18 protein-coding genes are annotated in these 20,090 nt (G+C 66.2%); 9 read left to right on the forward strand and 9 right to left on the reverse strand.

Annotation, left to right across the window (positions count from 1 at the left end):
* Together QMX82_RS10815 and QMX82_RS10820 are read right to left on the reverse strand one after the other, a co-directional pair.
* A complete protein-coding gene (locus tag QMX82_RS10815) occupies positions 1-2,511 on the reverse strand; it encodes an ABC transporter permease (RefSeq protein WP_282283269.1) in 2,511 nt (836 codons plus the stop codon).
* Positions 2,508-3,182 carry an ABC transporter ATP-binding protein gene (locus QMX82_RS10820; protein WP_208692160.1) on the reverse strand — a complete coding sequence of 225 codons (675 nt, stop codon included), beginning with the start codon at positions 3,180-3,182 and terminating at the stop codon, positions 2,508-2,510. Before QMX82_RS10820 ends, QMX82_RS10815 begins: the two co-directional genes overlap by 4 nt.
* A gap of 148 nt (positions 3,183-3,330) precedes the next feature.
* Here QMX82_RS10820 and QMX82_RS10825 point away from each other — a divergent pair, with 148 nt between their 5' ends.
* From QMX82_RS10825 to QMX82_RS10835, 3 genes are all read left to right on the forward strand, one after another.
* Positions 3,331-3,885: an arylesterase gene (locus QMX82_RS10825; RefSeq protein ID WP_282283304.1), complete on the forward strand. Its 555-nt coding sequence runs from the start codon at positions 3,331-3,333 to the stop codon at positions 3,883-3,885.
* Positions 3,886-3,983: 98 nt separating this feature from the next.
* On the forward strand, positions 3,984-4,265 hold the full coding sequence (locus QMX82_RS10830) for a hypothetical protein (RefSeq protein WP_158892670.1): 282 nt from the start codon (positions 3,984-3,986) through the stop codon (positions 4,263-4,265).
* Between the two features lie 215 nt (positions 4,266-4,480).
* Complete coding sequence (locus QMX82_RS10835) at positions 4,481-5,458, forward strand: L,D-transpeptidase family protein (RefSeq protein ID WP_208692159.1); 978 nt, start codon at positions 4,481-4,483, stop codon at positions 5,456-5,458.
* A gap of 122 nt (positions 5,459-5,580) precedes the next feature.
* Here QMX82_RS10835 and QMX82_RS10840 read toward each other — a convergent pair whose 3' ends face one another.
* On the reverse strand, positions 5,581-5,832 hold the full coding sequence (locus tag QMX82_RS10840; protein ID WP_059315705.1) for an Lpp/OprI family alanine-zipper lipoprotein: 252 nt from the start codon (positions 5,830-5,832) through the stop codon (positions 5,581-5,583).
* A gap of 443 nt (positions 5,833-6,275) precedes the next feature.
* Between QMX82_RS10840 and QMX82_RS10845 the strand changes: the two genes are divergently transcribed.
* Entirely contained in the window at positions 6,276-6,557 is a 282-nt protein-coding gene (locus QMX82_RS10845; RefSeq protein ID WP_187980002.1) for a GNAT family N-acetyltransferase, read from the forward strand.
* 241 nt (positions 6,558-6,798) lie between these two features.
* Here QMX82_RS10845 and QMX82_RS10850 read toward each other — a convergent pair whose 3' ends face one another.
* Entirely contained in the window at positions 6,799-7,878 is a 1,080-nt protein-coding gene (locus QMX82_RS10850) for a 3-deoxy-7-phosphoheptulonate synthase (protein ID WP_282283282.1), read from the reverse strand.
* 165 nt (positions 7,879-8,043) lie between these two features.
* Between QMX82_RS10850 and QMX82_RS10855 the strand changes: the two genes are divergently transcribed.
* From QMX82_RS10855 to cysB, 3 genes are all read left to right on the forward strand, one after another.
* Positions 8,044-8,370, forward strand: a complete 327-nt coding sequence (locus QMX82_RS10855; RefSeq protein ID WP_282283284.1) for a thioredoxin family protein — start codon at positions 8,044-8,046, stop codon at positions 8,368-8,370.
* A gap of 108 nt (positions 8,371-8,478) precedes the next feature.
* Positions 8,479-8,961 carry a universal stress protein gene (locus QMX82_RS10860; protein WP_208692156.1) on the forward strand — a complete coding sequence of 161 codons (483 nt, stop codon included), beginning with the start codon at positions 8,479-8,481 and terminating at the stop codon, positions 8,959-8,961.
* Positions 8,962-9,072: 111 nt separating this feature from the next.
* A complete protein-coding gene (gene cysB, locus QMX82_RS10865; protein ID WP_208692155.1) occupies positions 9,073-10,047 on the forward strand; it encodes an HTH-type transcriptional regulator CysB in 975 nt (324 codons plus the stop codon).
* Between the two features lie 324 nt (positions 10,048-10,371).
* On the opposite strand, the gene QMX82_RS10870 is transcribed toward cysB, so the two are convergent.
* Entirely contained in the window at positions 10,372-11,295 is a 924-nt protein-coding gene (locus QMX82_RS10870; protein ID WP_282283290.1) for a LysR family transcriptional regulator, read from the reverse strand.
* Positions 11,296-11,397: 102 nt separating this feature from the next.
* On the opposite strand from QMX82_RS10870, the gene araD1 reads away from it, so the two are divergent.
* Both araD1 and QMX82_RS10880 read left to right on the forward strand, forming a co-directional pair.
* Positions 11,398-12,393: an AraD1 family protein gene (gene araD1 / locus QMX82_RS10875; RefSeq protein WP_208692153.1), complete on the forward strand. Its 996-nt coding sequence runs from the start codon at positions 11,398-11,400 to the stop codon at positions 12,391-12,393.
* A gap of 152 nt (positions 12,394-12,545) precedes the next feature.
* On the forward strand, positions 12,546-14,123 hold the full coding sequence (locus QMX82_RS10880; RefSeq protein ID WP_282283293.1) for an aldehyde dehydrogenase (NADP(+)): 1,578 nt from the start codon (positions 12,546-12,548) through the stop codon (positions 14,121-14,123).
* Positions 14,124-14,384: 261 nt separating this feature from the next.
* Here the strand turns inward: QMX82_RS10880 and QMX82_RS10885 are convergent, their stop codons facing one another.
* The 4 genes from QMX82_RS10885 to araG form a co-directional block, all read right to left on the reverse strand.
* Positions 14,385-15,533, reverse strand: coding sequence for an aldose epimerase family protein (locus tag QMX82_RS10885; RefSeq protein WP_282283295.1), 1,149 nt, complete (start codon positions 15,531-15,533; stop codon positions 14,385-14,387).
* Between the two features lie 123 nt (positions 15,534-15,656).
* On the reverse strand, positions 15,657-17,396 hold the full coding sequence (locus QMX82_RS10890; RefSeq protein WP_208692150.1) for an IlvD/Edd family dehydratase: 1,740 nt from the start codon (positions 17,394-17,396) through the stop codon (positions 15,657-15,659).
* 80 nt (positions 17,397-17,476) lie between these two features.
* Positions 17,477-18,445 (reverse strand): L-arabinose ABC transporter permease AraH, encoded by a 969-nt coding sequence (gene araH / locus QMX82_RS10895; protein WP_166655940.1) that lies wholly within the window; start codon positions 18,443-18,445, stop codon positions 17,477-17,479.
* A 26-nt stretch (positions 18,446-18,471) separates the two neighbouring features.
* Positions 18,472-19,998 carry an L-arabinose ABC transporter ATP-binding protein AraG gene (gene araG, locus QMX82_RS10900; RefSeq protein WP_208692149.1) on the reverse strand — a complete coding sequence of 509 codons (1,527 nt, stop codon included), beginning with the start codon at positions 19,996-19,998 and terminating at the stop codon, positions 18,472-18,474.
* Positions 19,999-20,090 lie beyond the last annotated feature (92 nt).

Raw genomic sequence — 20,090 nt, forward strand, 5'->3', positions numbered from 1 at the left:
TCAGCTTTCTCTCAGGATCAGTAACGGACTGGCGGTAAGGGCCCGCCGCGTGCCCAGCAGGCCCGCCGTGCCGACCAGCAGGGCGCCCAGCACCGGCAGGAGCAACAGCCAGGGATGGGGTTGCCAGTCCAGGTCGAAGGCCAGCCGGTAGAGCAGGGCGCTGACGATCTCGCAACCGAGCGCCGCGAGCAAGCCACTGGCGCCGCCGAGCAGGATGAATTCGGTGCGCCTTGCCCGTTGCAGCAATTCGCGCCGGGCACCCAGGGCGCGCAGCAGGGCGCCCTGGCGGATGCGTTCGTCGAGGGTCGCCTGCAGGCCGGCCAGCAGCACGGCGATACCGGCGGCCAGCACGAACAGCAGCACGAACTCCACCGCCACGCTGACCTGGCGCAGGATGCTGCGCAGCTGATCGAGCAGGGCATCGATGGGCAGCAGGGTCACCGCCGGGAATTGCCGGGCCAGGTTCAGCAACTCGCGGTCGTGACCGGGCGGCAGGTAGAAACTGCCCAGATAGGTGAAGGGCACACCCTCCAGGGCACCCGGGGCGAAGATGACGAAGAAGTTCGGCTGGAAGTTGTCCCAGCTGACCTGCCGCAGGCTGGTGATCCGCGCCTCGATCTGGCGATCACCGATGATGAAGCCCAGGGTGTCGCCCAGGCCGACGCCGAGGCTGCGCGCCAGTTCGCTTTCCAGCGAGACGCCGGGTAGCTCGCCAGCGGGCAGCGCATCCCACCACTGACCGGCTTCCAGGCGATTGCCGTCCGGCAACCCAGCCGACCAGGTCAGATTGAGATCGCGCCGGGTGGCACGGCCACCGCGGGAGTCGTCTTCCAGCCCTTCCTGGGCGGGATGCCCCTTCACGCTGACCAGCCGCCCTTGCACGATGGGATAGAGCGGACTGGCGTGGGGCGAGAGCTTGTCCACTGCCGTGGCGAAGGCCTGGCGCTCGTCCGGCAGGACATTGAGGGCGAAGTGATTGGGTGCCTCGGCCGGCAATTGCGCCTGCCAGCGCTCCAGCAACTCGCCCCGCAGCAGCACCACCAGACTCATGGCCAGCAGGATCAGGCCGAAGGCCAGGGTCTGGCCCACCGCTGCCAGGGGGTATCGGAGCAGCTGACCCAGCCCCAGCCGCCAGGCCAGGGGCGCACCCTGCATCCCCCGACGCAGGCCGCGCAGGGCCAGGTACAGCAGGCTGCCGAACAGCAGCCCGGCGAGCAGGCCGCCCACCAGCAGCGCCAGGGTCAGGCGCAGATCCAGCGACAGCCGCCACATGATCAGCCCGAGCGCGAGCAGGGCGCAGCCATAGACCAGCCAGGTGCGCAGGGGCACGGGCTGCAGGTCGCTGCGCAACACCCGCAGTGGCGGGACCCGCCCCAGGGCGGCCAGCGGCGGCAGGGCGAAGCCGACCAGGGCGACCATCCCGGTGCCCATGCCGGCCAGCGCCGGACCGATCCCGGCGGCCGGCAGGCGCGCCGGCAAGAGTCCGTGCAGCAGCTCGAACAGCACCAGCTGCGCCAGCCAGCCGAGCAGGGCGCCGAGCAGACTTGCCGCCAGGCCCAGCAGCCCCAGTTGCAGGCCGTAGAGCATCAGGGCGTCGCGCCGGGTCAGGCCCAGGCAGCGCAGCAGGGCGCTGGCGTCGAAGCGCCGCGCGGCGAAGCGATTGGCCGACAGCGCCACCGCTACACCGGCCAGCACCACCGCCACCAGGCTGGCCAGGCCGAGGTAGCGCTGGGCGCGTTCCAGGGCGTTGCCCAGTTGCCGATTGCCGTCGCCCGGTCCCTCGAAGCGCTGGTTGGCGGCCAGGGCCGGGGTGAGGGCCTGGCGATAGGCGGCCAGTGCCTGGGATTCGCCGCGCCAGAGTTCGCGATAGCGCACCCGACTGCCGGGCTGGATGACCCCGGTGGCGGCCACGTCGTCGAGATTGATCAGCACCCGGGGCGTCAGGCTGTAGAAGTCACCGGCGCGGTCGGGTTCGTAGGTGAGCACGCGGGTGATGGTGAGGGCCTTGCGGCCGATGTCCAGGCGGTCGCCAACCTTGGCATCCAGCGCCAGCAGCAGGCGCGGCTCGACCCAGGCCTCCCCGGGCGCCGGCGCGCCGCCCGGCTGTTCGGGACCGTCCGGTAGCGCGGCGCTGCGCACCTCGCCGCGCAGGGGGAAGTTGGCCTGGACCGCCTTGACGCTGGCCAGTTGCAGGGCCTCGGCACCTGCCGCCATGGTGCTGAAGTTGAGCGAGCGGCTGTGTTCGAGGCCGAGCTGCAGGCCGGCGTCCACCTGTTCCGGACGGGGCGGTTCGCTGCCCAGCAGCACCAGGTCGGCGGCGAGGAATTCGCTGGCGCGATTCGCCATGCCCGCGCCGAGGCGGGCGGTGAAGTAGCCGATGGCGACGCTGGCCGCGACGGCGATCACCAGCGCCAGGCAGAGCATGCGGATCTCGCCGGCGCGGAGTTCTCTCAGACTCTGGCGCCAGGCCAGGCCGAACAGCCGGGCGAAGGGTAGACCGGTGCGCCTCATGCCGCGACCTGCCGACCGCCTTCCAGGCGCAGTTGGCGGGCGCAGCGCGCGGCCAGGCGTTCGTCATGGGTCACCAGCACCAGCGTGGTGCCCCGCTCGCGGTTGAGTTCGAACAGCAGATCGCTGATATGGGCGCCGGTGCGGCTGTCGAGATTGCCGGTGGGTTCGTCGGCGAAAAGGATGCTGGGTCGCGGCGCGAAGGCTCGCGCCAGGGCCACCCGCTGCTGCTCGCCGCCGGAGAGCTGGCGCGGGTAATGACGCAGCCGTTCGCCCAGGCCGACCCGTTCCAGCAGGGCCACTGCCTGTTCCCGGGCCTGGCGCACGCCCTCCAGTTCCAGCGGCAGCATGACGTTTTCCAGTGCCGTGAGGCTGTCCAGCAGCTGAAAGGACTGGAAGACGAAGCCCACCCGTTCCGCGCGCAGCCGGGCGCGGGCGTCTTCGTCGAGGGTGTCCAGCCGCTGACCGGCGAGATGGACCTCGCCGCCGCTGGGCAGATCGAGACCGGCCAGCAGGCCGAGCAGGGTGGATTTGCCGGAACCCGAGCTGCCGATGATGGCCAAACTGTCGCCGGCCTCCAGTTGCAGATCCAGCGCCTGGAGGATCGGCAGCGCGCCTTCCGCGCCCGTGACGACCTTGCTAAGGTCGCGTGCCAGCAGTATGACTTCGCTCATGAGGATTCCGATGCCGTATTCGAAGGGCCCGCACGCGGGCGGCTGTGGCGAGTTAGAGTCAAAAAACCGGGCGAAGTCCAGTGCGCCTTTGCGCCAAGGCATTGCCTGGCTGCTTGCCGTGCTCTGCCTGACCCTGACACCGCTGGCCATGGCGCGCACCCTGCTGGTAGTGGGTGACAGCATCAGCGCCGGCTACGGCCTCGCCGAAGGCCAGGGCTGGGTACGGCTGCTGGAGCGGCGCCTGCAGGAGCAGAAGCTCGATTATCAGGTGGTGAATGCGTCCATCAGTGGCGACACCACCGCCGGTGGCCTGGCGCGCCTGTCCCAGCTGCTGGCCGACCACCAGCCCACGGTGGTGGCCATCGAGCTGGGCGGCAACGACGGTCTGCGTGGCCAGCCGCTGGCCCAGTTCGAGCGCAACCTCAGCGCCCTGGTGGAGCAGGCCAAGTCCAGGGGCGCGCGCGTGCTGCTGCTGGGCATGCGCCTACCGCCCAACTACGGACCGCGCTATACCGACGGCTTTGCCCAGGTCTATACCGACGTGGCCAAGGCCCAGCAGGTGGCCCTGGTGCCCTTTCTGCTCGAAGGGGTAGGCGGTGATCCCGCCTTCATGCAAGCGGATGGCATCCATCCCCAGGCCAATGCCCAGCAACGCCTGCTGGACAACGCCTGGCCCCAGTTGCAGCCGCTGCTGCGCGACTGAACGTCGGACTTTTCCCCGGCGAGGCTTTCCGCTAAGGTTGCGCGCCCCGCCGGTCCGGCCAATCTACCGCCCGGCGGATCCGCCCCTGGAGTATCCCGATGTCCCGCCTTTCCCGGTCCATGCACGGCTATCAGCTGATCCAGCCCGATGCCCAGCTCGACCTGTTCGCCTGCCGCGAGGGGCGGGTGCATATCGTCGCCCGGCAGCTGGAGCTGGGCTCGCCGACCGACCGGACCCTGTGCGGCACCCTGCTGCCGGCGCGGCCCCGGATGCATGCGCTAAGTCGTCGGGCGCTGGGGCTCAAGACCCTCTGCCCGGCCTGCATGCAGCGGCTGCAGGGCGCCAAACGGGGTCTGCCCAATCCGTTACAGGTCTTTTGAGAGCCTGCCCAACGTCTGCTGCGCGTCGGCCAAACGGTGTTGAAATCCCTTCGGAATGCGCATTTACACCTCGTAAACTCCGCTTTCTCAGGTCTTTTCGCCTGGTTCGGCGCTAGCTCGCGAGCCTTTGAGCAGGCTCCAGGCCCTGCCGGACGCCGATCGAGGCGTGTACAATTCGCGCCGTCACCTTTTTGCTCCTTGCAAGGATTCATCCCATGCCCGCGCGCGTTTCGACCCTGGTCGGTTCCCTCTCGCTGTTTGGTCTGTTGAGCGCGGGTACGGCTCAGGCACTGGAGTTGCCGCTGCCGCCACCCGGTGAAGACGTGGTCGGCGAGGTTCAGGTCATCAAGGCCGCCTACGAAGACACCTTCGCCGATCTCGGCCAGAAGTACGATCTGGGCTACACCGAAATGGTGGCCGCCAATCCCGGCGTCGATGCCTGGCTGCCGGGCGCCGGCACCGAGATCGTGCTGCCCACGCGGTTCATCCTGCCGCCCGGGCCGCGCGAAGGCATCGTCATCAACATCGCCGAATACCGCATGTACTACTACCCCAAAGGTGGTCATTCGGTGTTCACCTATCCTTTGGGCATCGGTCGTGATGGCTGGGGCTCGCCGGTCGGCGTGGCCAAGGTGGTGGACAAGATCAAGGATCCGGCCTGGTATCCGCCGGAATCCATCCGTGCCGAGCACGCCGCCGAAGGCGATCCGCTGCCCAAGGTGGTTCCGCCCGGTCCGGACAATCCCCTTGGTCCCTACAAGATCCGTCTGACCCTGCCGGGCTATCTCATCCACGGCTCGGACAAGAAGTTCGGGATCGGCATGCAGGTCAGCCACGGCTGCTTCCGCATGTACAACTTCAACGTCACCGAACTGGTCGGCATGCTGCCAGTCGGCACGCCGGTGCGCATCATCGACGAGCCCTACAAGTTCGGCGTGAGCCAGGGCAAGCTCTATCTGGAAGCCCATCAGCCGGTCAACCTCAAGGGCGACCCGACCGACATCGACCGTCAAGCCGCGGTGGTCAATGCGCTGATCAAGCGTGATGACCTGCTGCAGGCCAACAGCGCGGTGAACTGGAACACGGTACGTGACGTGGTCCAGGGCCAGGACGGCCTGCCGGTGGAAATCGCCGACCTGCCTGCCGGCATGGTTACCGGTACGGTGGCCAAGGCGCCCGCCAAGACCCTGTGATCGCGACCGGCCGAGCGCGCTCAGCCGGCCAGACAAACAAAAAGCCCGCCATCTGAGATGGCGGGCTTTTTGTTTGCTCCGGGAAAGGCGACTGTTGCCACTCGCCTTTCCAGCCGAGGCGCTTACTTGCGGCTGGCTTTTTCCAGCATACGCAGGGCGCGCTCGTTGGCTTCGTCAGCGGTCTGCTGAGCTTTCTGAGCGGCGGCCAGGGCCTCGTCAGCGTGACGGTAGGCTTCGTCAGCACGAGCCTGAGCGCGGGCAGCGGCGTCTTCGGTAGCGGTCAGGCGAGCTTCGCTTTCCTTGTTAGCGGTGCTGCAACCAGTGGCCATAGCAGCGGCCAGAGCCAGGGCGGCGAATTTCAGAGCGTTGTTCATCGTAAACCCCTTGAGGTAGACATCCTGTTTTAAGATCAATTTCCCAGGTGGAAAATTGCGGCTACATACTACTCATTACCGGTCGTAAGTAAACTGAGTGAACCCGTTGAAGAGGGATTTTTTGCGGAAATTCCTCTCTGCTCCCCGTGTTCGCCCCCGAATGCCCGCACCCGGCACCAGCAACTGCTTGGATGGCTGAAAGCCACGAACGTTTCAAAACGTTAGAGGATGACCGGAAGTTGTCAAGGTCAAAGCCGCGCCTGCTCCCGCGTGAACAGCCCTGATATAGTGTGATTTCTCGGTGCGACGGCTGGTCAGAACCTGCTTCTTCCGGAGGGGTCTGACGCGCTGTGGCTCAGTCCCGCACAGGAAGGGTGCGTTCTCGTCTTCGGGTATCATCGATAACAATGGATAAGGCGGAGCCAAACCGCCAAGGAGTAGTCATGAACGAATCCCTGCACGTGGAACACGATGAGGCCAATCATCAATTCCAGCTTTCTGTCGACGGTCAACGCGCCTATCTCGCCTACATGGATCTGGGCAAGCAGACGATGGATTTCTATCGCACCTTCGTCCCCGATGCCCTGCGTGGGCGCGGTCTGGCCGCTAGGCTGGCCGAGCACGCCTTGAACTACGCCGAGAGCCGCGGCTACAGCGTCATTCCCTCCTGCTCCTATGTGGAGCACTACCTGGAGCGGCGTGGCCAGGTGACGCCGCTGGCCTGAGCGCCTGTCCTAAGTCTGCTGCGCGTCGGCCAAACGGCGTTGAAACTGGCCTGGGTCGCCAGCCCGGCCAAGGTGGCCCCGTCGCAATGCTCATTTACCATTCGTAAACCCGAGCGCGGGTCCGATCCGCTTCCTCAGCCAGCTTCGCCTTGTTTGTCTCTAGCTCGCGAGACTTTGAACAGGCTCTGGTGCGGAAGAAAAACGCCGGGCTGAGCCCGGCGTTTTTGTATCCGCTGGCGGATCAGCTGCGCGCGCGGCGCGGCAGCACATCCTTGAGCTTGCGGTGTATGTCGAGAATGCTCTTCTCGGTCATCGCCCAGTCGATGCAGGCGTCGGTCACCGAGACGCCGTACTCCAGTTGCGACAGATCCGCCGGAATCGGCTGGCTGCCGAAGCCCAGGTGGCTTTCCACCATCAGGCCGACGATGGAATTGTTGCCCTCGACGATCTGGTTGGCGACGTTGTCCATCACCAGCGGCTGCAGGGCGGCATCCTTGTTGGAGTTGGCGTGGCTGCAGTCGACCATGATGTTCGGCTTGACCTTGGCCTTGACCAGCGCCTGCTCGCACAGGGTGACGCTGACCGAGTCGTAGTTGGGCTTGCCGTTGCCGCCGCGCAGGACCACATGGCCATAGGCATTGCCCTTGGTCATCACCACCGAGACCTGACCGCGCTGGTCGATACCCAGGAAACGGTGCGGGCTGGAGACCGACTGCAGGGCATTGATGGCCACCGTCAGGCTGCCATCGGTACCGTTCTTGAAGCCGACCGCGGAAGAGAGGCCCGAAGCCATTTCACGATGGGTCTGGGACTCGGTGGTGCGGGCACCGATCGCCGACCAGCTGATCAGATCCTGCAGGTACTGGGGGGAGATGGGGTCCAGCGCCTCGGTGGCGGTGGGCAGGCCCTTTTCCGCCAGGTCCAGCAGCAGCTGGCGACCGATGTGCAGGCCGTCCCGGATCTTGAAGGAATCGTCCAGATAGGGATCGTTGATCAGGCCCTTCCAGCCCACGGTGGTACGGGGCTTCTCGAAATAGACGCGCATGACCAGATAGAGGCTGTCGCTGACCTGGGCGGCCAGTACCTTGAGGCGCTCGGCGTATTCGTGGGCGGCCTTGATGTCATGGATCGAGCAGGGGCCGATCACCACGAACAGGCGGTGGTCCTTGCCGTCGAGGATATCGCGGATGACCTGGCGGCCCTGGGCGACGGTGTCGGCGGCGAGATCGCTCAGCGGGATCTCCTGCTTGAGCTGCTCGGGGGTGATGAGCGGCTCGTTGGCTTCGATGTTGAGGTCGTTAAGGCGGGGCTGTGCGGCCATGGTGCTACTCGTCGGTCACGGCGCTGCGACAGGACGGGACCCGTGCAGGCAAAATACGGTGGAGAGGATGGGGCACCTTAACGCGTGTCCCGCCCGCTCACAATGGTTACGACGCTATTGGCAAGCCTGAGGGCGCGCCTTAACGATGAGTGAGGCGAGGAAGCGATGGAATTGGACGACGGGACGGCGGATGCCGTCCTGCTGGCGGCGCCGGGGCGCTCGCTGCTGATCTTCACCAGCGTCGGCTGCGCCTCCTGCCGGCTGGCGCGCCAGGTGCTGCCTGCGGCGAAGCTGCCGGTCGAGCGGCTGTACTGGGTGGATGCCGAGCGCAGCGGCGGTCTGGTGCAGCGCTATGGCGTCTTTCATCTGCCGGCGCTGTTCCTGATCCGGGACGGCGAGCTGCTCGGTGCGGTGCAGGCACCGCTGCGCGAACCGGCGCTGGCGGCGGCGATCCTGGCCACCGCCGCACGCGAGCCCGAAGAGCTGCCCTGAAAGGGCTCTAACGCGCGGTTCGCAGCGCAAACGTTTTTCCCCTGCTACGCTGGAAAGGGCTATCCCGCGTTGCACCGGTCAGGTCGGTCGATCTGGTCAGGAGGAATCGTGATCCGCTCTCTGCTCTATGCCACGGACCTGGGCCTGTGTTCGCCCTATGTCTTTCAGCATGCCTTGAATCTCGCCCGTATCCATCAGGCCCAGCTGTATGTCGTCCATGTGGTGGAGCCGCTCGGCCTGCTGGCGTCTACCCTGTTGCAGCAGCATCTGGATGGCGAATCCCTGGACCGCCTGCGCAATGGCGGTCTGGATCAGGTCCTGGAGACCATCGAGCAGCAGGTGTTCGAATCCCTGCGCGAAGACCTGCTGGAAACCCCGGCCACGGTGGGGCTGGTGCGTGCCGTGCGGGTGGTGCAGGGCGATCCGCCCGCGGCCATCCTCAAGCAGGCCCAGGAGTTCGCCGCGGATCTGCTGGTGATCGGCAGTCGCAGCCAGGGCGACGCCCAGGTGACACCCCTGGGGCGGACCGCCAGTTGCCTGCTGCAGACCGCGCGCATCCCGGTGTACCTGGTGCCGCTGCGGCAGGGCTGATCCATAAGCGTCAGCCTTGCCCTTCGCGACTTAATTCGATTTCGGTCTAGAAAAAGCTTAAGGGCTGCATTACTGTTATATGCTTGCGCACGGGGTCAGCGAGGAGCCGGCATGAAGCTGCAACAGTTGAGATATATCTGGGAAGTCGCCCACCACGATCTGAACGTATCCGCCACGGCCCAGAGTCTCTATACCTCGCAGCCCGGCATCAGCAAGCAGATTCGTCTGCTCGAGGACGAGCTGGGCGTCGAGGTCTTTGCGCGCAGTGGCAAGCACCTGACCCGGGTGACCCCAGCGGGCGAGCGGATCATCCAGACCGCGGGCGAGATCCTGCGCAAGTGCGAGAGCATCAAGCAGATCGCCCAGGAGTTCTCCAACGAGCGCAAGGGCACCCTGTCCATCGCCACCACGCACACCCAGGCGCGCTATGCGCTGCCGGACGTGATCAGCGAATTCATCAAGCAGTATCCGGACGTGGCCCTGCACATGCACCAGGGATCGCCGACCCAGATCGCCGAGATGGCCGCCGACGGCACCGTCGACTTCGCCATCGCCACCGAGGGGCTGGAGCGCTTCAACGACCTGGTGATGATGCCCTGCTATCGCTGGAACCGTTGCGTCATCGTGCCCCAGGGCCACCCGCTGGCCAAGGTGGAGCACCTCACCCTGGAGCACCTGGCGGAACAGCCGCTGGTGACCTACGTCTTCGGTTTCACCGGGCGCTCCAAGCTCGACGAGGCCTTTGCCCGCCAGGGCCTGGAGCCCAACGTGGTGCTGACCGCGGCGGACGCCGACGTCATCAAGACCTATGTCCGCCTCGGCCTGGGCGTGGGCATCGTCGCCGACATGGCGGTGGATCACAAAGCCGATGCCGACCTGGTCTGCCTGGACGCCAGCCACCTCTTCGAGGCCAGTGTGACCAAGATCGGTCTGCGCCGCGGCACCTTCCTGCGCGGCTTCATGTGCGACTTCATCGGCCGCTTCGCGCCGCACCTGACCCGCGATGTCCTCGCCGAGGCGATGCAGACGCCCTCGCGGCAGGAGCTGGAGACCCTGTTCCACGGGGTGACGTTGCCGACGTATTGAGGTTAGTTTTTTTGATGGTTTATCGCGGCCATGGCGGTCCGCCGATGCGGCCGCTCCTACAGTGCATGATGCTTTCGTAGGAGCGGCCCATGGCCGCGATGCATTTCAGGCCGCAGCAGTACGTAGCGTGGAAAACGGCGTAGCCTTTCCACTGGAGACTGCGCTGAAGGGGACAACCCTCACCCCAACCCTCTCCCGAGGGGAGAGGGGGCTATCCGAGTAGGCGTTTAGTCACGTCAGACTCGGCGAAATCGCGACAAGTCGTAGTGCTTTCATCTATAGGAGCGGCAGCATCGGCGGACCGCCATGGCCGCGATAGAGGTTTCACGCTTCCAGCCGCCACTGCTCCAGCAGCAGCTGCGCGGCCGCCGACAACCCCGCGCCCTGGCGCACCAGGATCGAATAGGGCTCGTTGCGGGTGCGCTGGACCACCGGCAGGCGACGCAGCAGGCCATGCCTTTCGCCGAACTGGGCGATGTCGCTGGGCAGCATGGCCACCTGGCTGGCGTCTTCCTGCAGCAGGCCGAGCAGGGTGAAGGTCGAGGAGGTTTCCACCGGATAGCGGGGAAACTCCAGTTCCGCCGCGCGGAATTCCCGTTCCAGGGTCAGGCGCATGGGCAGGTTGGCCGGATAGACGATCCAGCGACTGTCGACCAGTTCGGCCAGCCCCAGCGTCTCCGACTCCGCCAGCGGATGGCGGGGATGGCAGACGATCTCCAGCCGTTCTTCGCGCACCTCCAGGCAGGCGTAGGCATCCGGCCGGCGGCTGACGCTGCTGCGGCAGATGGCCACCTCGATGCGGCCGGCGTCGAGCAGGTCGAGCAGACGCACACTGGTGTCCTCGATGATCTCGATACCCAGCTGGGGTTGCGCGGCACCCAGGCGCGACACCGCGGCTATCAGGCGGGGCACGGCGCCCATGATCACCCCCACCGCCAGCCGGCCGCCTTCGCCCTGGAGAATGCCGAGCATCTCTTCGCGCAGGTGGGCCAGGTCGCTCTCGATCAGCCGCGCATAGCGAATCACGCAGCGGCCCAGGTCGTTGGGTTGCAGGCCCTGGTGGGTGCGCAGGAAGAGGGTGGCGCCCAGGGTGCTCTCGATCTCGTGCAGTGCCTTGGTGGCACCGGGCTGGGAAATGGCGATGCGTTCGGCGGCCTTGTGCAGCGAGCCTTCCTCGTCGAGGGCGATCAGCAGGCGCAGTTGCCGCAGGCGCAGACGGGAGGCTATGGAGCCCAGGGATGGCAGCATGGGAATAACCGTTGGTTATCGCGGGATAGGGAGCTCTCATTAGGCAGGCCCCGTAGCGCCGAGTAAAGTCTCCTTCAGGCGATAACCAACAAGGAGAATGCCATGCACCTGATTCAGTTCGAAGACCAACAGGGCCAGCGCCGCGTCGGCGTGGTCGAGCGCGGCGAAGTCCAGCAGGTCCGGGGCGCGACCAGCACCCGGACCCTGGCGCTGCAGGCCATCCGCGCCGGCGTGTCGCTGGAGTCTCAGGTGCAGACCCTGGGCCTGGAGCCCGGACCGGCCTATGCCGAGCTGCTCGACGGCGGCCGCCTGTTGCCGCCGCTGGACCACGAGGACCCCGCGCACTGCCTGGTCACCGGGACCGGTCTGACCCATTTGGGCAGCGCCGCCACCCGCGACAAGATGCACCAGCAGAACAGCCAGGAGGAGGCCAAGCTGACCGACTCCATGCGCATGTTCAAATGGGGCGTGGAGGGCGGTCGGCCCGCGACCGGCACGGCCGGTGCCCAGCCGGAATGGTTCTACAAGGGCGACGGCGGCATCCTGGTGCGTCCCGGTGCCGACATCCCGCTGCCGGAATTCGCCGAGGACGCCGGTGAAGAGCCCGAGCTGACCGGTCTCTATGTGATCGGCGACGACGGCACGCCCTATCGCCTGGGTTACGCGGTGGGCAACGAATTCTCCGACCACGTGATGGAACGCAAGAACTATCTCTACCTGGCCCATTCCAAACTACGCTACTGCAGCTTCGGTCCGGCGCTGCGCACCGGTGAGCTGCCGCGCCATCTGGCGGGCACCAGCCGGATCCGTCGCGGCGAGCAGGTGGTCTGGGAGAAGGAATTCCTCTCCGGCGAGGACAACATGTGCCACAGCCTGGAGAACCTCGAGTATCACCACTTCAAGTATGCGCAGTTCCTGCGACCGGGCGATGTCCATGTGCATTTCTTCGGCACGGCGACCCTGTCCTTCGCCGACGGTGTGCGCGTCGAGCCGGGCGACCGATTCGAGATCGCGGTGCCGGAATTCGGCGAGCCGCTGAGCAATGGCGTCAAGGCCGGCACGGCAGCCTTCCAGCCCGGGCAGGTCCAGCAGCTCTGATAGTTGTATGATGACTGCTGACTATGCGGATGCTAGAGTGGGTATCGCACAGGCTGGCCCGGCCGCTCTGAGACTGAGCGTGCCACCCTTTCGAAGACCTCCCCTTTGCGGGTGGTCTTCCCTGAACCCCTAGGTATAAGGAGTCGAGAACAATGCAGATTCAAGGCAAGAACTACATCGGTGGCGCTCGCAGCGGCGAGGGCGAGGTGCGGGTCTACAGCATCGACGCCACGACTGGCGAGAAACTGCCCTATGAATTCTTCCAAGCGTCCGCGGCCGAGGTCGATGCCGCCGCCCGCGCCGCCGAGCAGGCCGCGCCCCTGTACCGCAAGCTGAGCGCCGAGAAGCGCGCGGCCTTCCTGGATGCCATCGCCGACGAACTGGATGGCCTGGGTGACGACTTCGTCCAGCTGGTCTGCCAGGAAACCGCGCTGCCGGCTGGTCGCATCCAGGGTGAGCGCGGCCGTACCAGCGGCCAGATGCGCCTGTTCGCCAAGGTGCTGCGTCGCGGTGACTTCCACGGTGCACGCATCGACACCGCGCTGCCCGAGCGCAAGCCGCTGCCGCGTCCTGACCTGCGTCAGTACCGCATCGGCCTGGGTACGGTGGCCGTCTTCGGCGCCAGCAACTTCCCGCTGGCTTTCTCCACTGCCGGTGGCGACACCGCCGCGGCCCTGGCCGCCGGTTGCCCGGTGGTGTTCAAGGCCCACAGCGGCCACATGGTCACCGCCGAATACGTGGCCGATGCCATCCTGCGCGCCGCGGAGAAGACCGGCATGCCCAAGGGCGTGTTCAACATGATCTATGGCGGTGGCGTGGGCGAGCAGCTGGTCAAGCACCCGGCCATCCAGGCAGTGGGCTTCACCGGCTCGCTGCGCGGTGGTCGCGCCCTGTGCGACATGGCCGCGGCCCGTCCGCAGCCGATCCCGGTGTTCGCCGAGATGTCCAGCATCAACCCGGTGGTGATCCTGCCCGAGGCACTCAAGGCCCGTGGCGACGCCATCACCGGTGAACTCGCGGCCTCCGTGGTCCTGGGCTGCGGCCAGTTCTGCACCAATCCGGGTCTGGTCATCGGCGTGCGTTCGCCCGAGTTCAGCGGCTTCCTCGAGCGCCTGGCCGGTGCCATGAACGAGCAGGCGCCCCAGACCATGCTCAATCCGGGCACCCTGAAGAGCTACGAGAAGGGCGTGGCGGCGCTGCTGGCCCATTCCGGTGTGCAGCACCTGGCCGGTGCCAACCAAGAAGGCAATCAGGCGCGTCCGCAGCTGTTCAAGGCTGATGTGAGCCTGTTGCTGGAAAACGACGAGCTGCTACAGGAAGAAGTCTTCGGTCCCACCACGGTGGTGGTCGAGGTGGCTGACGAAGCCCAGCTGCACCAGGCGCTGCAAGGCCTGCACGGCCAGCTGACCGCCACCCTGCTGGCCGAGCCCGCCGATCTGCAACGCTTCGAGGCCATCATCGGCCTGCTGGAGCAGAAAGCTGGTCGCCTGTTGCTCAACGGCTATCCCACCGGTGTGGAAGTCAGCGATGCCATGGTCCATGGCGGTCCCTATCCGGCGACCTCCGATGCCCGCGGCACCTCCGTCGGTACCCTGGCCATCGATCGCTTCCTGCGTCCGGTGTGCTACCAGAACTACCCGGATGCCTTCCTCCCGGAAGCCCTGCAGAACGCCAATCCGCTGGGTATCCAGCGTCTGGTGAACGGCGAGAACACCAAGGCCGCGATCTGATCGCGCAGTCCTGAGTGGTAGAAGACCCGGCGTCGCGAGACGCCGGGTTTTTTATTGGGTGATGGAAAAGGCCAATGGCAGGACAGTGGAAAAGGCTGCGCCGTTTTCCACGCTACGGAGCACGGAGCACGGAGCACGGGGCACGGAGGCGAGAGGCGCTCCGCTTTTGCCCCCTCTCCCTCTGGGAGAGGGTTGGGGTGAGGGGAGCACCAAAGCAAAGGCCGCTCCCGGGAGCGGCCTTTGCTTGAGTCGGAGCAGGCCCTACTTGCCGGCGAACTTGAAGATGGTCGTCTGGGTGTAGGTCTGGCCGGGATCCAGGCGGGTGGTGGGGAAGTTCGGCTGGTTGGGCGCGTCCGGGTAGTGCTGGGTTTCCAGGGTGAAGGCGCCCCAATGGCCGTAGGTCTTGCCGGCCTTGCCCTTGATGTTTCCTTCCAGGAAATTGCCGGTATAGAACTGCACGCCCGGCTCCGTGGTGTAGAGGGTCAGGGTGCGACCGGAGCTCGGATCGCTTACCACGGCAGCGGCCTTCTGCAGATCGCCAGCGGTGTTGAGCACCCAGTTGAAGTCATAGCCACCCTGCTTGGGTTCGGCGTATTTCAGTTGCTGATTTTCGTCGGCGATGTGCTTGCCGATGCCGGTCGGCTTGCGGAAGTCCATGGGCGTGCCGGCCACGGTCGGCAACTCGCCGGTGGGGATCAGCTTGGCGGTCACCGGGGTGTAGGTGTCGGCATTGAGCATCGCCACCTGCTTGAGCACAGTGCCACTGCCGGCGCCGGCCAGGTTGAAGTAGCTGTGGTTGGTCAGGTTGAGCACCGTCGGCTTGTCGGTGGTCGCGCGGTACTTGAGGGTCAGCTGGTTGTGCTCGTCCAGCTGGTAGGTCACCTGGGTGGTCAGGGTGCCGGGAAAGCCCATCTCGCCATCAGGGGAGACATAGCTCAGGGTCACGCCGACCCAGCCGTCGCCCTTGGCCGGCTCGGCCTTCCACACCCTGGTGTTGAAACCCTGGGGGCCGCCGTGCAGGGCGTTGGTCTTGTCGTTCTGGGGGATCTGGTAGCTCTTGCCATCGAGGCTGAAGCGGCCCTCGGCGATGCGGTTGCCGAAGCGGCCGATGGTGGCGCCAAAGAATACGGTGGGGTTGTCGAGATAACCCTGGACGTCATCGAAGCCCAGGACCACGTCTTCGCTGTGGCCCTTGCGGTCGGGCACCTTGAGCGCCTGCAGCACACCGCCGTAGGTGATGACGGTGGCCTGCATGCCGTGGCTGTTGGTCAGGACGAACTTCTCGATGGGGGTGCCATCGGGCAGCTTGCCAAAGCTCGACTGCTGGCTGGTGAGGCCGGCCGCCTGGGCGGTAAGGGTGCTGATCATGAGTGACAGTCCAAGTCCGGTGAGGGCTAACGTGCGTTTCATCTCGACCACCTTTTCGGTTTGTTGTTGTGCAAGAGTGGGGCAGAGGGCCCCGAGTTCCGGAACGAGAGGCTGCGCCAGCCCCTCACCCCGACCCTCTCCCGGTGGGAGAGGGGGTAGAGCCGGTCAATGGGAGTGGCGAGGCACCTCGGCGCCGCGGCAACCGACCAGGAAGTCGAAGTCGCAGCCTTCGTCGGCCTGCAGCACATGGTTGACGTAGAGGCGGCGATAACCGCCGGCCAGTAGCTGGTCGGCCGGCGGTTGCCAGTCGGCCAGGCGCGCGGCCAGTTCTGCGTCGGGGATATCCAGGTGCAGGCGCCCGGAAGCGCAGTCCAGTTCGATCATGTCGCCTTCGCGGACCACCGCCAGCGGGCCACCGGCCGAGGCCTCGGGTGCCACGTGCAGGACCACCGTGCCGTAGGCGGTGCCGCTCATGCGGGCGTCGGAGATGCGCACCATGTCGGTGATGCCCTTGGCCAGCAGCTTGGCCGGCAGGCCCATGTTGCCCACCTCGGCCATGCCCGGATACCCCTTGGGTCCGCAGTTCTTCAGCACCATCACGCAGGTCTCGTCGATATCCAGGTCCGGGTCGACGATGCGCGCCTTGTAGTCTTCCAGGTTCTCGAACACCACGGCGCGACCGCGATGCTGCATGAGCGCCGGGGTCGCGGCCGAGGGCTTGAGCACCGCACCCTTGGGCGCCAGGTTGCCGCGCAGCACGCAGATGCCGCCGTCGGCGCGCAGCGGGTTGTCCAGGGCGCGGATGACCTCGTCGTCGCCGTAGATGGGCGCTTCGGCGCAGTTGGCCCAGAGGCTCTTGCCGTTGGCGGTCAGCGCCTCGGGATGGGGCAGCAGCTTGGCTTCGCCCATGCGGCGGATCACCGCCGGCAGGCCGCCGGCGTAGTAGAACTCCTCCATCAGGAAGCGGCCGGAGGGCTGCAAATCGACGATCGTGGGGGTGCCGCGGCCGACCCGGGTCCAGTCATCCAGCTCCAGGTCCACGCCGATGCGGCCGGCGATGGCCTTGAGGTGGATCACCGCGTTGGTGGAACCGCCGATGGCGGCGTTGACGCGAATGGCGTTCTCGAAGGCTTCCTTGGTGAGGATCTTCGACAGCCGCAGGTCTTCTTCCACCATCTCGACGATGCGCATGCCGGACAGGTGCGCCAGCACGTAGCGCCGCGAATCCACCGCCGGAATGGCCGCGTTGTGCGGCAGCGAGGTGCCCAGGGCTTCGGCCATGCAGGCCATGGTGGAGGCGGTGCCCATGGTGTTGCAGGTACCGGCCGAGCGCGACATCCCGGCTTCGGCGGAGAGGAATTCGTTGAGGTCGATGGCGCCTGCCTTGTAGGCCTCGTGCATCTGCCAGACGATGGTACCGGCACCGATGTCGCGGCCGTGGTGCTTGCCGTTGAGCATGGGGCCGCCGGTGACGACGATGGCCGGCACGTCGCAGCTGGCGGCGCCCATCAGCAGCGCCGGCGTGGTCTTGTCGCAGCCGGTGAGCAGCACCACGGCGTCCACCGGATTGCCGCGAATGGCTTCCTCCACGTCCATGCTGGCCAGGTTGCGGGTCAGCATGGCGGTGGGTCTGAGGTTGGATTCGCCGTTGGAGAACACCGGGAATTCCACCGGGAAGCCACCGGCTTCATAGATGCCGCGCTTGACGTGTTCGGCGATCTTGCGGAAGTGGGCGTTGCAGGGGGTCAGCTCGGACCAGGTGTTGCAGATGCCGATGACGGGCTTGCCCTGGAATTCGTGATCCGGGATGCCCTGATTCTTCATCCAGCTGCGGTACATGAAGCCGTTCTTGTCGTTGCTGCCAAACCACTGGGCGGAGCGGAGCGGGCGTTTGGGCGTGGTCATTGTCTTGTCCTCGGGCATTTCACGGGCAAAGCGGTCCCCGGCACGGCCCGTGGCGCCGCGGGGGAGGGCACAGTCTGGGTTTAGCGCTGCTTGAAGCGGTCGATGACCACGGCCAGCAGCAGGATGGTTCCGCGGATGACGTACTGGTAGAAGGTGTCGATGTTCTTCAGGTTCATGGCGTTCTCGATGATCGCCAGGATCAGCACGCCGGCGATCACGTGACGGATCATGCCGATGCCGCCGGCCAGGGAAACCCCGCCCAGCACGCAGGCGGAGATCACCGTGAGTTCGAAGCCCTGGCCGATCATCGGCTGGCCGGAGGTCATCCGCGAGGCCAGCACTACGCCGGCCAGGGCGCCGATCACCCCGTGCATGGCGAAGATGATGATCTTGGTGCGATCGACGTGGACCCCGGCCAGCAGCGCGGCTTCCTCGTTGCCGCCGATGGCCATGGTGTTGCGGCCGAAGGTGGTGTAGTTGAGCAGCCAGCCAAAGAACAGGATGCACAGCAGGGTGATGACGATGGGCACCGGCAGGCCGAACAGCTGGCCGTTGCCGAACACGAAGAACTGCTCCTGGGAGACGCCCACGGCCTTGCCGTCGGAGAAGATGTAGCCCAGGCCGCGCACGATTTGCATCGTCGCCAGCGTGGTGATCAGGGCGTTGATCTTGAGCTTGGCGATCACCAGGCCGTTGATCAGGCCGACCACCAGGCCCATGGCCAGGGCGGCGGCGACGCCGAGAAAGACGCTGTCGAATTCGCGCATCACCACCGCGGCGACCACCCCGGCACAGGCGATGACCGACCCCACCGACAGGTCGAAGTGGCCGGAGGCCAGGCAGAACAGCATGGTGCAGGCGGCGATGCCCACGGTGGAGATCGCCAGGCCCAGACCGCGCATGTTCAGCGGCGAGAGGAAGTTCTGCACGAACAGCGCGCAGAGGGTGAAGATGACGACGGCGGCCAGCATCATGGCCCAGTCGTCGAGGAAGCGACGCATGTCGAAGCCGCGGCGCGGCGGGGTCAGGCTGTGGGGTTGGGCGGACATGGACTGAACCTCTTTTCTTGTTTTCATCAGGCCCGGGTACGGGGCAGGGCGAGCTGCAGCAGGCGCTCGTCGTTGAACTCGGCGCGGGCCACCTCGCCGGTGATGGCGCCTTCGCTCATCACCAGGATGCGATCGGCCACGCCCATGACTTCCATCAGGTCGCTGGACACCACCACCACGGCGATGCCGCGGGCGGCGAGGTCATGGATGATGGCGTAGATCTCTGACTTGGCGCCCACGTCGATGCCGCGGGTGGGTTCGTCGAGCAGGAGCACCTGCATGGGCATCGACAGCCAGCGACCGAGGATGGCCTTCTGCTGGTTGCCGCCGGAAAGGTTCTTGATCCTCTGCCCGGCGTGGGGTGTCTTCACGTTCAGCGCGCGAATCTGCTTTTCGGCGTTGGCCTTTTCCCAGCGCCCCTGGATCAGGCAGCCGAGGCTGGCGTGATGGGCGCGAGCGCTGATGTTGATGTTCTCGGCCACGCTGGCCAGCGGCACGATACCTTCCTTCTTGCGATCTTCCGGGCACAGCAGGATGCCGGCGGCGATGGCGTCACGCGGCGACCTGAGGCTGATCGGGGCGCCCTTGAGACTCAGGCTGCCAGCCTTGTGCTTTTCCAGACCCGCCAGCAGGCGCAACAGCTCGGTGCGACCGGCACCGACCAGGCCGAACAGGCCGAGGATCTCGCCCTGGCAGACCTCGAAGCCCACCGGCTGCTGCAGGCCCTGACCGAGCAGGCCCTCGACCTTGAGGCAGCCGCCGCCGATCTCGCGCGGGCGGTAGTCGTAGATGTCGGCGAGATCGCGGCCGACCATCAGGGTGATCAGCTGGTCGGGGGTGATGTCGGCCAGGCGCTCGATGGTGCGCACGTGGCGACCGTCCTTGAACACCGTCACCGCGTCGCAGATGCGGAACACCTCTTCCATGCGGTGGGAGACATAGAGCACTACCCGGCCTTCGTCGCGCAGCCGAGCGATGATGGTCATCAGCCGATCGGTCTCGCGGGCGGACAGCGAGCTGGTCGGCTCGTCGAAGGCGATGACGCGGGCGCCACGGGAAAGCGCCTTGGCGATCTCGACCAGTTGGCGCTGACCGAGCGACAGGCGCCCGACCTTGGTGTTGGGGTCGATCTCTTCGGCCAGGCCCTTGAGCAGGTCCAGGGCCTGACGGCGCAGGTGGCCGCGATTGACGATGCCGTAGCGCGCCGGCAGGTGACCGAGAAAGAGATTTTCGGCGACGGTCATTTCCGGCACCAGCTGCAATTCCTGCTGGATCACGGCGACGCCGGCGCGGATGGCTTCGGCGGTGCTCTTGAACACCAGTTCCTGGCCGTCGATGTTGAGGTGGCCGGTGGTGGGGGCGTGATAGCCGCTGAGGATCTTCAGCAGGGTCGACTTGCCAGCGCCGTTCTCGCCCATGAGGGCGTGCACCGAGCCGGGACGCACGCTGAAGGAGATGTCGGCGAGCGCCTTGACGCCGGGAAAGGTCTTGCCGATGCCGACGAAACCGAGGCTGTCGGCGCTCTGGGCGGTGGTTTGTTCCAGGGCTGCCATGAAGCACTCCTGTCAGACGAAAGAGGAGGGCGGCGCCCGCCCGGGCGCCGCCGGGGTCATCACATCCAGAGGCCGATCTTTTACAGCTCTTG

It is taken from the genome of Pseudomonas sp. PS02302 (genome assembly GCF_029959585.1).
Classification (GTDB): domain Bacteria; phylum Pseudomonadota; class Gammaproteobacteria; order Pseudomonadales; family Pseudomonadaceae; genus Chryseomonas; species Chryseomonas aestiva.